This is a genomic window from Komagataeibacter diospyri, from assembly GCF_043995075.1.
GTDB lineage: Bacteria > Pseudomonadota > Alphaproteobacteria > Acetobacterales > Acetobacteraceae > Komagataeibacter > Komagataeibacter diospyri.
The window spans coordinates 802,946-816,138 of sequence record NZ_CP171836.1; the positions used below are offsets into that span (position 1 = coordinate 802,946).

The window sequence follows — 13,193 nt, forward strand, 5'->3', positions numbered from 1 at the left end:
CATAAATAAGATTCAATGTGCATCTTAATGAGCGCGCGACGGGAGGCAATAAGATTCGTAATGCATCTTAACGAAGTATCATGAGAGTGCGAGGACGGACGCGCCGACGCGGCGCAGCGCTGGAACAGGCGATCCTGGAAGCGACATGGGCGGAACTGGCGGAACACGGTTACGCCGGCCTGACGATGGAGAACGTCGCGCGCCGTGCGGAAACCAGTCGACCGGTGCTGCACCGGCGCTGGCCCAGCCGCACGGCACTTGCGACGGCGGCACTCGCGCAGCAATTCGCGCGGGCGAATATTGTCATCTCGGATATGGGCAGCCTGCGCGAAGAGCTCTGTCATCTTCTCCGCTGCATGTCGGATCGCGCCGGATCCCGGGACCTGCAACTGTTCTTCGACATGCAGAAGGATCTTGTGGCCGAACGGTCGAGCTTTGCCGACATACGGGCGCGCATTGTGGACGGCAGCCAGTTCCATGCCGTCATCGGACGGGCAATCGAACGTGGCGAAATCGATCCAGCCCGTCTCACGCCGCGGATTACATCACTTCCGCTGGATCTCGCCCGGCATGAGATGATGATGACATTTCAGCCCTTGTCTGATGACGCTATCCGCGAGATTGTCGACGACATCTTCCTGCCACTGGTGCGACGGGATAAGCCTTCTTCTCAAATATAACGTGTCTTCACGTATTGGCGGCTCCATCCCCCTGAAGGGAGGAATTCGGTATGGTCTTGGCGACAGTCAGTGGGAACGAATACCGGCAATAACCATCGGACTGCTCCATTGCGATAGGCCGTCCACAATATGGTAACGCAAACCGCAAGGCGGATACTGCCTTGTGGCAACTGGCGCTAAAAATCTCCTAAACTGCGGGACAATTCCAATAAATCGGGCATGATTGATAAATGCCTGCCATGTGAAAAATCAGTCTGTCAGTCGGGGACTGACAGACCCGCAAAAATTCGAATTTGATCGCAAGGTTCGGAGTGCCGGGCTCTGGGGACGCGGTTACGGTCGCAAGCAGAAAGACAATCGACCGGAGATCACCATGTCATTCCGTATAACTGGCCAGCCCCCGGCTCCTTTCCGCCGCTTCTATGGCATGAGCGATGCCGAACTGAATGCCCGGAATGTACGACGTCATATCGCCGACAGACTTTCCGGTTTTCCCGATCGTATTGAACTGCGCGATGCCAAACCGGGAGAAACGGTGCTGTTTCTGAATCACATGCATCAGCCCGAACAGACGTCATGCCGGTCAAGCCATGCCATCTTTGTCAGGAAAGGTGCAGAGGCGCAGTATGATGAGATCAACATCATTCCAGACTCACTCAGAATTCGCCTCGTAGCATTGCGGACCTTTGATATCGGGCATGACATGATTGAAGCTGAGATCGCGGAAAGTACCCAGTTGAAATTTCTGATCAAACAGTTTTTTGACAGGCCGGAAACCGCGTATCTTCATGCTCGCTATGCCACACACGGGCGTTATGCAGTTCGCATTGATCGGGTGCAGGAGGAACAGCCGTGAGACCGATGCACGCAGGGACACCAACGGTTGTTCGGGCGGACGCACCTTCATCTGCCGCACGGGATCCGCGATGGGAGAGGATACTCAGGCGCGACAGAACGGCCGATGGCCTGTTCTGGTATTCCGTCATCACCACGGGGATCTACTGCCGACCGTCCTGCCCCTCGCGCAGACCGCGCGCGGAAAATGCATGTATCCATGGTACCGTCGATGAAGCGCGTGCGACAGGGGCACGTCCATGCCGACGCTGCAACCCGGATGGCGCGCTTGCTGAAAGTAGTCATAACGGACTGGTGGTGGGGGCCTGCCGAATGATCGAAGCCAGCGAGACGCCTCCAACGCTCGATGTGCTGGCACAGGAAGCGGGTCTCAGTCCCACCTATTTGCAGCGTGTCTTCAAGCGTATTATCGGGCTGTCGCCCCGTCAGTATGGCGAAGCCTGTCGCACGGAACGCCTGCGTGGTGCTCTGCGCTCCGCTGCGACCGTGACGGAAGCCATCTATGCGGCTGGCTATAATTCCAGCAGCCGTTTTTATGAAAAGGCTGACAGCCTGCTTGGCATGAAGCCCGGTGCCCTGCGCGGTGGTGCTCCGGCAGAACGACTGCGCTTTGCCATCGGACAGTGTTCGCTCGGCGCGATCCTTGTCGCCTCAGGGGAGCAGGGGATCGTGGCGATCCTCATGGGGGACGATCCGGACCGGCTGGCCCGTGATCTTCAGGACCGCTTTCCCAATGCGGAACTGGTCGGCGCGGACCCTGATTACGAGGATCATGTTGCACAGGTCGTAGGTCTCGTCGAAACGCCCGCCATCGGGCTGGGGCTACCGCTTGATATCCGGGGAACGGCCTTCCAGCAGCGGGTATGGAACGCGCTCCGGGCCATCCCGGCGGGCCAGACTGCAACCTACACCGATATCGCCAGGGCCATCGGTCATCCGGAGTCCGTGCGGGCGGTTGCCAATGCCTGTGGCGCCAATGCCCTGGCTGTCGCCATTCCCTGCCATCGCGTCGTGCGCAGGGACGGCACATTATCGGGTTATCGCTGGGGCGTTGCGCGCAAGAAAGCACTGCTGGAACGGGAAAAGGACGCATGAGGCCGGACAGTCTTGCAGCGATGGACTGGCAGGACATTTCCGGCAGGCTGGACGGGGATGGCTGGGCGCTGCTTCCCGGACTGTTGGATAAGGCCGCGTGCCAGTCCCTTTCGGCCCTCTATGCCAATGAGGTAGGATTTCGCAGCCGTATCATCATGGCGCGGCACGGATTTGGGCGCGGAGAATACCGCTACTTCTCCTATCCCCTGCCGCCTCTGGTCGCGACATTGCGCGAGAAAATCTATCCATTGCTCGTTCCGACCGCGAACTTCTGGATGGAACGCATGGGACTGATGCCCCGTTTTCCTGCGGATCACCAGACTTTCCTCGCCCGTTGCCACGCGGCGGGGCAGGTGCGGCCCACACCGCTATTATTACGATATGGGCCAGGTGATTATAACTGCCTGCATCAGGATCTTTACGGGGAGCATGTTTTTCCAATCCAGCTTGTCGTTCTGCTGTCGTGCCCGGACAGCGACTTCACCGGGGGAGAATTCGTCCTGACGGAGCAGAGGCCCCGCATGCAGTCGCGTGTGGATGTCGTGCCCCTCAGGCAGGGCGACGGCGTGCTGTTTGCTGTCAATCAGAGGCCAAAAACAGGCACGCGCGGCAGTTATCGCGTCACATTGCGCCACGGTGTCAGCCCTGTCCGGACCGGGCTCCGTCATACGCTGGGGATCATCTTCCATAATGCAGCCTGACCTGTTTGGCGCAGCGCGTGATGATATGGTGCTGTCCACCGGTGCCCTGTTCCTTCCCGGTTTTACTGCGGCAGAGGTGGCGACGTTGCTTGCCCACATCCGGACCATCGCGACCTGTTCGCCTTTCCGGCACATGCTCACGCCGGGTGGGCGGCGCATGTCGGTTGCCATGACCAGTTGCGGCAGGTTTGGCTGGACAAGCAGCCGCATGGGATATCGTTACACATCCTTTGATCCCGACACCGGGCAGGCATGGCCGCAGATGCCGTCTGTATTCTGCGAACTGGCGCGTGAGGCCGCTACGCGCGCAGGCTTCGTGGATTTTCTTCCCGATACCTGTCTTGTCAACCGGTATGCCCCGGGCGCCCGGTTATCGCTGCAGCAGGATCTGGATGAGGGGGATATGAACGCGCCAATCGTATCCGTATCGCTCGGGCTTCCGGCCATTTTCCTCTGGGGCGGCTTGATGCGGAATGACCCAGGACGACGTATAATGCTGCATGAAGGGGACGTGATGGTATGGGGAGGAAAGGCACGCCTGAATTTTCATGGGGTTGAACCGCTACCACCCGGCAATGGCACCTATCGCTACAATCTGACATTCCGCAAGGCGCGATGACCAGCGACGAACGTACACGCTGCCACTGGGCACGCACGGATGCCCTGCTGCAGGCCTACCATGATACCGAATGGGGGGTGCCGGAGCATGATTCCCGGGCTTTGTGGGAAAAGCTGATGCTCGACGGTTTTCAGGCTGGCCTGTCATGGCGGCTCATTCTGAGCAGGCGGGAGGCTTTTCGTGAGGCCTTTGCCGGGTTCAGGCCGGAAATCGTGGCAGGCTATGGCGAGAAGGAAGTCGGTCAGTTGCTGGCCAATCGGGGCATCATCCGGTCGCAGGCCAAGATCAGGGCGGTGATCCGCAATGCCCGTGCCTATCTGGCCATACAGGAAGCAGGTGAGGATTTTTCCGGTCTTGTGTGGGACAGTGTGCAGGGAAAACCGGTCATGGGGGACGGGTCAGGCGCAGCAACGCGCTCGATGGCAGGGAATGAACTCTCTGCTTCGTTGAAAAAGCGCGGGTTCAGCTTTGTAGGACCGGTGATCGTGCATGCATGGATGCAGGCCTGCGGCCTCATCAATGATCATGAAACTGAATGCTTCTGTCGGACCAGGGGGAAGTGAAGGACACGATACCCTGTAGGGTGGATCGTGCCTGGTCCCGTTTTCGCCTGACCTTCTATCATCGATAGAAACAGTCCGCTTGCGCCTCATGTCGGTCATAAGAAAAGCCGCTTAGGCCTCCAGAAAGCGGTCATACCTTCGCGTAAAAATATGGATATACAAATGCGCATAAACATGTGCTACATTCTGGCTACCAGTATATAGGAGCAAAGTTATGGTTCGCGTACATTCCGGCACTCCATCACGTCGCCCCACAAATGTGACGCTACCTGCTCAACTGCTCGAAGAAGCCAAGTCGTTAGATCTCAACATATCGCAGGCCTGCGAGCAGGGGCTTAAGTCAGCTATCGCGTCGATCCGTGCTCAGCAATGGCTGGCAGACAATCGCGCTTCTCTCGAAGCCTCACGGCAGTATGTTGAAGAGAACGGGCTTCCCCTAGCGGACTATCGGAACTTCTAAATGGCCCGTTTTGACGTGTATCGTCTGGCTGGACGGGGAGAAGCACGTTTCGTTCTGGACGTGCAGGCAGATCTTCTGGACGCCTTGGGTACCCGTGTCGTTGTTCCGCTGCTGCCGCAGCGAACCGCACCAAAACCTGCAAAGAGGCTGAACCCGGTGTTTATGGTTGACGACTGTCCCTTCGTCATGATGACGCAGTTTATGGCTGCAGTTCCTGACCATGATCTGAAGAAGGTCATTGCTTCATTGTCGCTTTGTCAGGACGAAATTACTCAGGCGCTCGATCTGCTTCTCACAGGTTTCTGAAACGCGACGGTGATCGGCTTACGCCGTCATGCTGGACACAGGAAGCACCATGCTAAATTCCGAAAAGCGGACGTAAGTGTCTGTATCTGCCAATCTGGAAAAAGCTGAAGAGCGCCGCCAGTAAAGGCAGTAGAGATGAGAGCCGGGCGGCCCAGATACCTGCACCGGCTCTATCTTGCTCCTAACTCTCCCCCAACCCCGATTTCTCACTGTCGAGCACCGCCATCTGTTTCGCATCGTAGCGTTCTCCGGCCGCAGCCCCTTTGGGAACAGCCTGCTCGATAGCAGCCAGATCGTCGGGCGTCAGCGCAAGATCAAGCGCACCCAGCGCCTCGGAGAGCCGATCGCGCCGGCGGGCTCCTACAAGTGGAACGATGTCGTCACCCTGTGCGGCCACCCAGGCAATTGCCAACTGGGCCACGCTCGCGCCCCTGGTGGCTGCAATTTCGCGCAATGTCTCCACAAGGGCCAGATTGCGCTCGACATTGCCTTCCTGAAAGCGGGGACTACGAACCCGAAAGTCCCCTGGACCCTTCGCTCCCTGCCAGTGCCCGCTGATCAGACCACGCGCGAGCACGCCATAGGCTGTTATGCCGATGCCGAGTTCACGACAGGCAGGAAGAATTTTGTCCTCAATGCCACGTGAAATCAGCGAATATTCAATCTGAAGGTCGCTGATCGGATGGACGGAAGCCGCGCGACGGATGGTTTCCGGGCCAACTTCCGAAAGACCGATATGCCGGACATAACCGGCCTGAACCATCTCGCCCATGGCACCAATCGTCTCTTCAACAGGCACTGCCGGGTCCAGCCGTGCAGGCCGGTAGATGTCGACATGATCAAGCCCGAGCCGTTGCAGGGTATAGGCCAGGAAGTTCTTCATGGCGGCAGGCCGTGCGTCGTAGGAACCCCAGTTGCCACCCGGGTCGCGCATCGCACCAAACTTGACGCTGACGAGGAATCTGTCGCGAGGAATATCCCTGATCGCCTCACCGATCAGCATCTCGTTATGGCCCATGCCGTAGAAGTCGCCGGTGTCGAGAAGCGTGATCCCGGCGTCCAGCGCGGCATGGATGGTAGCGATGCTTTCTTTCCGATCAGCCGGACCATACATGCCGGACATGCTCATACACCCAAGACCGATTTCGGATACCTGAGGGCCGCTCTTACCAAGTTGCCGCAATTTCATACTTAAGAAAAATCCCTGTTTCCTGAAGCAGAACCCTACCACACAGGCTATCTTTCGATAACCTCTCTTCCGTGCAGCTTTTCGTCCTTTGGAACGAATCTTCTATTTGATGAAACAGGCGGACGGACGATAACCGCCTCATGGCGGACTGGACTTGTAACGATTTTGTGCCGGTCAGGAAGTGATTACGCCCCCCTTGCTTCGAAAGCGAGGGGGCTGATGCCGCCCAGGTATGAATGGCGTCGGCGTGGATTGTAGAACCCATTGATATACTGGAAGATGGCGGCGGTAGCCTCGCGACGGGTTGACCAGTTCTGTCTCCAGAGCCGTTCCGCCTTCAGACTTTTGAAAAATGTTTCGACAGCAGCGTTGTCAAAACGGTTTCCCTTTCCGGACATTGAAGCCGGCAGCCCATGGGCCAGCAACTTTTCCTGAAAATCATGAGAGCCGTACTGGCTGCCACGATCAGAGTGGAAAATGCAGCCGGGCGCCGGATCACGCAGCCGTACCGCCATGTCCAGGGCACGGATGGCCAGATCCTTTTTCATCCGGTCGCTGACAGCCCACCCGATCACGCGACGACTGAACAGATCGATAACGACCGCCAGATAGAGCCAGCCCCCGGCGGTCCAGATATGGCTGATATCTCCCGCCCATTTCCGGTTGGGCCTATCAGCAGGGAAGTCGCCATCCAGAAGGTTGGCCACAATGCCAGTCTGGTGGTGGCTGTCGGTCGTGACCTTGTGGCGACGGGTGCGCACGGGCCGGATTCCGTTGTCCTTCATCAGTCGGCCAACGCGACGTTCCCCGACATCCGGCCCGGCTTCCCTGAGTTCCAGGGTCATGCGGGGCCGTCCGCAGGAGGCGTTGCCCAGGGCATGATGTTCACGGATATGCGCCAGTATCTTCAGATCGGTGCGCAGGCGCTGACAGGCCGGTCGGGATGCCGGGCCCGGTAACCGCGTGCCGGGACCTGCAAAACGCGGCAGAGCCTCCCGATTGACCATTCTTGCCGATGCCCCTGGATGAAGGCGAACCTCATGGCTTCCGGTTCGCGAAGAACCCGGATAGCTTTTTTCAGGATTTCCCTCTCCTCCCGCAGAATCCGGTTCTCCAGACGAAAACGTTCATTCTCACGGGCCAGGTCACCCTGAGGCTCGGATGTCGGCCTGGTCGGACGGTACTTCCCTATCCATTTACCCAGAGTGGATTTGCCAATACCAAGGTCGGCCGCAATGCACGTGCGTGACAGCCCGCTGCTCAACGCAATCCTCACGGCCTCGCGTTTGAAATCTTCCGTATGCTTCATGATCTCGTCGGTCTCCTGATACAAGCTTAAAACGCTCAGATAACCGGCACAAAACCGTTACAAGTCCACAAAACGTCGTCTGACTTTCCTGCCGGGACAGGAAGCACCCGTTTCCGTCATGAGGCGACGCTTTGTGCTGTTTACTGATTGGCCCGACGGTAAAGCCATGAAAGCGTCAGGAGGGGGGAATGCTCATCGTGGCCTCAATGTCACCAGATGATAGTGCGGCCATATCGTAAAGGTGAGGGTGGTCTGGTCAAAGTCCAGTGGACCCTCTACCGGATGGTAAAACCGGCGAGGACCGCCTTCCCGTAACAATACACTCTGGTTATGCCACAGGCGTTCAAAATCCGGGCTGCGGGATCTAAGCGTCTGCACGAGTGCTTCTACCTGCTGTTTGTCGCCACGGATGCTGGCAGCCCGGAACTCGGCCAGAACCCGCCGTGCGCTGCCTTCCCAGTCATCCAGAAAGGTACGGGCTGCAGGGTCGAGAAACACATAGCGCAGCAGGTTGCGCTCCTCACTATCCAGCCATCCGACAAAGAGACGCCGGGCTGCTTCGTTGGCAACGCAGGCATTCCACAGGGGATCCAGCACGTAACAGGGTACGGTTACCTGCTCAGGGAAAGTCCGGACAGGTTCCGGAAGACTGAATGCGATGACGGGCCGTGAGGCGTCGGGGTCCTTCAACTGGGCCAGTTCGAACAGATAAAGTCGCTCGGCCGGAGACAGATGCAGGGCCGTGGCAATGCGCGCCAGTGTTGCCGCCGAGCAGGAGACGTTCCGACCCTGTTCCAGCCACGTATACCATGTCGTGCTGATACCACAGAGTTGGGCAGCTTCTTCCCGTCGCAGCCCCCGGGCCCGACGCCGTCCGGGCAGGACATGCAATCCAACATCTTGAGGAGACAGGACATCACGCCGCGCACGCAGGAAAGCCCCGAGGGCGCGGTACTGTTCAGAGAGACGGGTCATGATGGTGGTTTTTATACCAGTATAAAATGAGACCTTATACCTGATTTTTGTATCCGTCAGTCTGATGCCACGGATTAAACAGGAGGCAGAAGATAGAAGATGACGGACTCATATGCGGCAAGGCATTATGGTGACCGGGCGCAGGGTTATGTTGCCAGCACGGTGCATGGTCAGGGCAGCGATCTGGACAGGATCGAGCACCTTGTCGCGGGCAAAGACCTGCGGCGTGTTCTGGACCTGGGCTGTGGAGGAGGGCATGTGACCTACCGTCTGGCGCCCCATGTCGAAGAGGTTGTTGCCTGCGATGTCACGGCTCCCATGCTGGAGGCGGTGACGCAGGAAGCCGCACGGCAGGGTCTGGACAATGTTACAACTCTGCAGGCTCCGGCAGAGGAACTGCCGTTTGAAGCCGGAACCTTTGACGCCGCGTTCTGCCGCTTCACCACCCATCACTGGTCGGATGCTCTGGCAGGTCTGCGGGAGGCACGGCGTGTCCTGGCTCCTTCAGGCATGGCCCTGTTCATTGACGTGACGGCTCCGTCTTTAGCCCTGCTGGATAGCTGGCTGCAGTCGATGGAACTGCTGCGCGATATCTCGCATGTAAGGAATTATTCATCTGCCGGATGGACGGCCTTTCTGGGGCAGGCGGGGTTCGCGCTGGAGGCCTTTCAGACCCATCGCCTGCGGATGGATTTCGCAAGCTGGGTGGCACGCACGAAAACCCCGACTGAGCGGGTCATGGCCATCCGTTCCCTGCAGCAGGCCGCACCGGAAGAAGTGAAGCACTATTTCGGGATTGAGGCAGACGGAAGTTTCATGATCGATGTTGGCAGTTTTCAGGTGGCACCGTTGTGAACCGGGCTGTGATTGTCTTGAAGACGTGCAGGATGTGTAATCATTCAGATCAGGAACTGTTTTCGAGCATCGTGAGGGAATAGAGATGAGCCGGGAGTCCGTGCAGACATTTTTTGAGGCAAACGCACCTGATATTGAACCCGTGGTGCTGACGGACAGTACCGCAACGGTGGCTGAAGCCGCTCAGGCGCTTGGCGTACAGGAAGGGCAGATTGCCAAGACGCTGGCGCTGAAAGTCGGGGATGAGCGAATTCTGGTCGTCATGGCCGGGACAGGACGTCTGGATAACCGCAAGACGAAGGCTGCGTTCGGAAACCGTCCCCGTATGCTGCCAGCGGAAGAGGTGCTGGCACTGACCAGCCATCCGGTCGGTGGCGTATGCCCTTTCGGGCTGCCACAGCCGGTCCGGGTGTTCTGCGATACCTCTTTACGCGCGTTTGACGTGGTCTGGCCTGCCGCCGGTGACCGGAACAGTTCCGTGTGTCTGACGCCGGATCGGCTTGCAGAACTTGTTGGCGCAGAATGGGTGGATGTCAGCCAGCATTGACGTTGAAACTGCCTGCAGACCCGACATAATCGTCATTTGTGTTTCTGCTGGACGGACAGGACCTTACGGGAAAGAAAGACAGAACCAAACGGGACAATCGAAAACACTGCGAACACCCAGAAGGCGGCATCCTGTATTCCGGCTGTCCCGTCCGGACTGGCCAGACCGGCCGCATTCGCGATGGTTCCGGCCACGGCTGCTGCGATGGCAGTCGTGTAAAGTTGCACGGTGGTCAGGGACGCTGAAGCCACGCCCTGTTCGGGCTGCGGTGTTGCACGAACAATACCGCTGAGCAGATGCGGCCATGCCATCCCCACACCGGCTCCGACAAGGATAAAGGCCATGGCAATCGGCAGGATGTCGGTAACGCCACCGTGGACGTCGTGTGGCATCCACCATGCCAGAAACAGGATTGCACCCAGTCCCAGAACAGGAGCAGCAGCCAGCAGTCGGCGCGCCTTTCTTCCCGATGCCCCAGAACCGGCAAAAGAACCAGTAGACCAGCCTGCAGCCATCAGCGCGGACAGATAGCCTGCGACCAGAGGGCCCTGGTGATGCAGGGTCTGCAGGAATAACGGCGCAAAGATTTCAATCACCTCCACTGGACTGCACCGTGGGCTTGATGCGCTGCCCGGTGACTATCAGGTGATGATCAAGGTCTCGATCCCTGAAAAGGCCGATCTCTACCTTGACCTGATCAGGCACTCGCGCGTGCAGCGTGTCGTGGTACTGTCCGGTGGGTATCCATGTGACACAGCGTGCCAGCGTCTGGCGAAGAAGAGCCATGGCATGATCGTCAGCTTCTCGTGCGCGCTGCTGCAGGATCTACGCTACACCATGACGGATGCGGAATTTGACGCAGTTCCTACAAAGTTCATCGAGCAGATCTTCAGGGCTTCAACGCAGAAGGTCTGATCTTCGTCTTTCTTTCATCTCAAACAAAAACGGCTTCCGTCCTGTGTCAGGCAGGTGGACGTGTGGGCATCTTTCCACCCTGCGGCAGGGAACGTGCACCCAGGTCACGCAGGGGCCATCCCGCCAGCAGGTGGGATTCAATATCTTCCAGCGAAACCCCCTTTGTTTCCGGCACGTAAAACAGCGTGATTACGATAAACAGAGCATTCATTCCGGCAAACAGCCAGAACGTATGGGCCTCCCCCAATGTATCAAGCACGCTGAGGAATGTATTGCTGACCGCCCAGTTGGTCGCCCAGTTGGTAAAGGTGGAGCAGACAATGCCAAAGTCACGACCCCGCAGCGGCTGTATTTCGGCGCACAATGTCCAGACCAGCGGCCCGGCACCGATGGCGAACCCCAACACAAACACCAGCAGCGACCCGACCATGGCGACCTGGGCTGTGGTGTCATGGCCACCATATTCAACCAGGCTACCCGCCAGCAGCATGCTACCTGTCATGATGGCGCAACTGAGCAGCAGCAATGGCCGACGGCCCCAGCGGTCAACAGTCACGATTGCGACGCACGTGGCGACCAGGTTGATCAGGCCGATCAGCGCCGTGGCCCAGCCTGCAGCGGATGCGCCGAAATCGGCGGCCTGAAAGACCTTGGGCGCGTAATACATCAGCACATTGATACCGGTAAGCTGCTGCATGATCTGCAGCATGATACCCAGTCCGACCGAACGCCGGAAATTGGCGTTATTGCGGAAAAACGAAAAACCTTCCGACCGGCCGCGGGTCAGTTCCGTGGCAATATCGGATATTTCCCGGTCAGCCTGCTGCGGGCTTGGCCGCAGGTAGCGCATCACCGTGCGTGCGCGTAGCCTCTCCCCACGCATCATGAGCCAGCGCGGGCTGTCTGGCAGAAACAGGCAACCAATCAGGAATATGGTCGCAGGCACGGTCATGAGTCCCAGCATCCATCGCCAGTGTGCACCATTCGCGAGCATGCCATCGGTTACATAGGACAGGAAGATGCCGCCCGTCATCATCAACTGGTAACAGGCGATCATCGACCCGCGCTGCGTCACGGCCGAGACTTCGGATATGTAAAGCGGTGCCGTAAAAGCCGCGATTCCCACCGCGAAGCCAAGGAAAATCCGACCGATGATAAGCATGGCAACGGACGGGGCCAGCGCACTGATCAGGGAACCGACAAGAAAAAGAACGGATGAACCCAGCAGCGCGCGCCTGCGTCCCAGACGGAACGAGATCGTCCCGGCGATCAGCGAGCCTACGGCTGCCGCCGCCATCATGGAGGAGACGATCCATTCCTGCGTGCGTGGTGATGCATTGAAATCCGTGCCGATAAAGCGCAGCGCGCCCGCGATGACCCCGGTATCCAGCCCGAACATGAGACCGGCAAGGGCTGCCAGCACGCCCACGACAATGGCATGTCCCGCTGCGGGCGTGTCGTGGGCGGTCGTCTGACCCTGCGGTGCGGCACATGTCATGTCATGGGTAAGCAGGTCTTCTTCGGGCATTGCGGAGTACCTTCTCTTTTTATTTATTGAAATACGTCTGTCCCGTTACGTGACTGTTGCTGAAGGTTCGTGATCGTCAGGATTGGCCATCATGAACGGGCAGGTCATTACAGACGCTGATATGCATGCATCAATGCATGGATTGTCCCCTGCTGAACAACAGATATGAACCCGATCGCCAACATTTTTCTGTGACCCGGATATCTAAAATTTTTATATAAATCTAAGAAAATCCTGATAACGGCGATAAAGGGCCGTTCGTCAGGTCTGATACCCATCATTTTCAGAAATGGTGGACGGGAAAATGTCCAACGGAATGGTATATGGAACAGATTATATGAAACCTGTATTGCAGATATAAGTAACGAAATTGGCACCGTCATAAGAATCGTGTGCTGATCTGAGTCGGCTCCATGAACGTATTTATGTTCACATATATTATATTCATAAATTATAAAAATACATTCGATTCTATCCTTCTGTTATTTCTGAAATATGCAAACATGCACATATTTTTGTGTACTGGGGCTGTATCCGCGCCTGTTTCATGGCGTCTGGCACGGTCCATGCGCCTATGCATTCTTGACCTCTGTTCT

Annotated in this window: 15 protein-coding genes and 1 pseudogene; 11 read left to right on the forward strand and 5 right to left on the reverse strand. The window is 57.7% G+C overall.

Translation table 11 applies throughout. The annotated features are described in order from the left end of the window. Window positions 1-80: 80 nt before the first annotated feature. From ACE2AA_RS03730 to ACE2AA_RS03765, 8 genes are all read left to right on the forward strand, one after another. On the forward strand, window positions 81-680 hold the full coding sequence (locus tag ACE2AA_RS03730; protein ID WP_395371246.1) for a TetR/AcrR family transcriptional regulator: 600 nt from the start codon (window positions 81-83) through the stop codon (window positions 678-680). A gap of 241 nt (window positions 681-921) precedes the next feature. Next, window positions 922-1,536 (forward strand): DUF1203 domain-containing protein, encoded by a 615-nt coding sequence (locus ACE2AA_RS03735; protein WP_395371248.1) that lies wholly within the window; start codon window positions 922-924, stop codon window positions 1,534-1,536. 5 nt (window positions 1,537-1,541) lie between these two features. Then, the gene (ada, locus tag ACE2AA_RS03740) at window positions 1,542-2,630 is read left to right on the forward strand and encodes a bifunctional DNA-binding transcriptional regulator/O6-methylguanine-DNA methyltransferase Ada (RefSeq protein WP_395372117.1); all 1,089 of its coding nucleotides are present in this window, start codon (window positions 1,542-1,544) and stop codon (window positions 2,628-2,630) included. Next, window positions 2,627-3,331 (forward strand): 2OG-Fe(II) oxygenase, encoded by a 705-nt coding sequence (locus ACE2AA_RS03745; protein WP_395371249.1) that lies wholly within the window; start codon window positions 2,627-2,629, stop codon window positions 3,329-3,331. The genes ada and ACE2AA_RS03745 overlap by 4 nt, the downstream gene beginning before the upstream one ends. Beyond that, on the forward strand, window positions 3,321-3,950 hold the full coding sequence (alkB, locus tag ACE2AA_RS03750) for a DNA oxidative demethylase AlkB (protein WP_395371250.1): 630 nt from the start codon (window positions 3,321-3,323) through the stop codon (window positions 3,948-3,950). Before ACE2AA_RS03745 ends, alkB begins: the two co-directional genes overlap by 11 nt. After that, a complete protein-coding gene (locus ACE2AA_RS03755; RefSeq protein ID WP_395371252.1) occupies window positions 3,947-4,513 on the forward strand; it encodes a DNA-3-methyladenine glycosylase I in 567 nt (188 codons plus the stop codon). Before alkB ends, ACE2AA_RS03755 begins: the two co-directional genes overlap by 4 nt. A 259-nt stretch (window positions 4,514-4,772) precedes the next feature. Beyond that, the gene (locus ACE2AA_RS03760) at window positions 4,773-4,973 is read left to right on the forward strand and encodes a type II toxin-antitoxin system CcdA family antitoxin (RefSeq protein ID WP_010512663.1); all 201 of its coding nucleotides are present in this window, start codon (window positions 4,773-4,775) and stop codon (window positions 4,971-4,973) included. Beyond that, window positions 4,974-5,279, forward strand: coding sequence for a CcdB family protein (locus ACE2AA_RS03765; protein ID WP_039733263.1), 306 nt, complete (start codon window positions 4,974-4,976; stop codon window positions 5,277-5,279). Window positions 5,280-5,460: 181 nt separating this feature from the next. Here ACE2AA_RS03765 and ACE2AA_RS03770 read toward each other — a convergent pair whose 3' ends face one another. From ACE2AA_RS03770 to ACE2AA_RS03780, 3 genes are all read right to left on the reverse strand, one after another. Further along, a complete protein-coding gene (locus ACE2AA_RS03770; protein ID WP_395371254.1) occupies window positions 5,461-6,468 on the reverse strand; it encodes an aldo/keto reductase in 1,008 nt (335 codons plus the stop codon). A gap of 185 nt (window positions 6,469-6,653) precedes the next feature. Then, window positions 6,654-7,777, reverse strand: a protein-coding gene (locus tag ACE2AA_RS03775; RefSeq protein ID WP_395371255.1) for an IS3 family transposase whose coding sequence is annotated in 2 segments (ribosomal slippage) — window positions 6,654-7,417 and window positions 7,417-7,777 — 1,125 coding nt in all. Because the reading frame shifts where the segments join, the coding sequence is not laid out codon by codon here. Window positions 7,778-7,969: 192 nt separating this feature from the next. Next, window positions 7,970-8,752, reverse strand: a complete 783-nt coding sequence (locus ACE2AA_RS03780) for a helix-turn-helix transcriptional regulator (protein WP_395371256.1) — start codon at window positions 8,750-8,752, stop codon at window positions 7,970-7,972. A 99-nt stretch (window positions 8,753-8,851) separates the two neighbouring features. Between ACE2AA_RS03780 and ACE2AA_RS03785 the strand changes: the two genes are divergently transcribed. Together ACE2AA_RS03785 and ACE2AA_RS03790 are read left to right on the forward strand one after the other, a co-directional pair. Then, complete coding sequence (locus ACE2AA_RS03785; RefSeq protein WP_395371258.1) at window positions 8,852-9,607, forward strand: class I SAM-dependent methyltransferase; 756 nt, start codon at window positions 8,852-8,854, stop codon at window positions 9,605-9,607. A gap of 85 nt (window positions 9,608-9,692) precedes the next feature. Further along, window positions 9,693-10,154 (forward strand): YbaK/EbsC family protein, encoded by a 462-nt coding sequence (locus tag ACE2AA_RS03790; RefSeq protein WP_141299900.1) that lies wholly within the window; start codon window positions 9,693-9,695, stop codon window positions 10,152-10,154. Between the two features lie 32 nt (window positions 10,155-10,186). Here ACE2AA_RS03790 and ACE2AA_RS03795 read toward each other — a convergent pair whose 3' ends face one another. Then, entirely contained in the window at window positions 10,187-10,756 is a 570-nt protein-coding gene (locus tag ACE2AA_RS03795) for a hypothetical protein (RefSeq protein ID WP_395371260.1), read from the reverse strand. 4 nt (window positions 10,757-10,760) lie between these two features. Here ACE2AA_RS03795 and ACE2AA_RS03800 point away from each other — a divergent pair. Next, window positions 10,761-11,069: pseudogene (locus ACE2AA_RS03800) on the forward strand (class I fructose-bisphosphate aldolase); the annotation flags it as partial. A gap of 46 nt (window positions 11,070-11,115) precedes the next feature. Here ACE2AA_RS03800 and ACE2AA_RS03805 read toward each other — a convergent pair. Beyond that, the gene (locus ACE2AA_RS03805; protein ID WP_395371261.1) at window positions 11,116-12,597 is read right to left on the reverse strand and encodes a sugar porter family MFS transporter; all 1,482 of its coding nucleotides are present in this window, start codon (window positions 12,595-12,597) and stop codon (window positions 11,116-11,118) included. Window positions 12,598-13,193: the final 596 nt, after the last annotated feature.

Excerpts from the sequence above, each read along its gene's own strand:
- ACE2AA_RS03770 (WP_395371254.1), bottom strand. The coding sequence starts at position 6,468 with ATGAAATTGCGGCAACTTGGTAAGAGCGGCCCTCAGGTATCCGAAATC.
- alkB (WP_395371250.1), top strand. The coding sequence starts at position 3,321 with ATGCAGCCTGACCTGTTTGGCGCAGCGCGTGATGATATGGTGCTGTCC.
- ACE2AA_RS03730 (WP_395371246.1), top strand. The coding sequence starts at position 81 with ATGAGAGTGCGAGGACGGACGCGCCGACGCGGCGCAGCGCTGGAACAG.
- ACE2AA_RS03780 (WP_395371256.1), bottom strand. The coding sequence starts at position 8,752 with ATGACCCGTCTCTCTGAACAGTACCGCGCCCTCGGGGCTTTCCTGCGT.
- ACE2AA_RS03805 (WP_395371261.1), bottom strand. The coding sequence starts at position 12,597 with ATGCCCGAAGAAGACCTGCTTACCCATGACATGACATGTGCCGCACCG.
- ACE2AA_RS03755 (WP_395371252.1), top strand. The coding sequence starts at position 3,947 with ATGACCAGCGACGAACGTACACGCTGCCACTGGGCACGCACGGATGCC.
- ACE2AA_RS03745 (WP_395371249.1), top strand. The coding sequence starts at position 2,627 with ATGAGGCCGGACAGTCTTGCAGCGATGGACTGGCAGGACATTTCCGGC.
- ACE2AA_RS03785 (WP_395371258.1), top strand. The coding sequence starts at position 8,852 with ATGACGGACTCATATGCGGCAAGGCATTATGGTGACCGGGCGCAGGGT.
- ada (WP_395372117.1), top strand. The coding sequence starts at position 1,542 with ATGCACGCAGGGACACCAACGGTTGTTCGGGCGGACGCACCTTCATCT.
- ACE2AA_RS03790 (WP_141299900.1), top strand. The coding sequence starts at position 9,693 with ATGAGCCGGGAGTCCGTGCAGACATTTTTTGAGGCAAACGCACCTGAT.
- ACE2AA_RS03765 (WP_039733263.1), top strand. The coding sequence starts at position 4,974 with ATGGCCCGTTTTGACGTGTATCGTCTGGCTGGACGGGGAGAAGCACGT.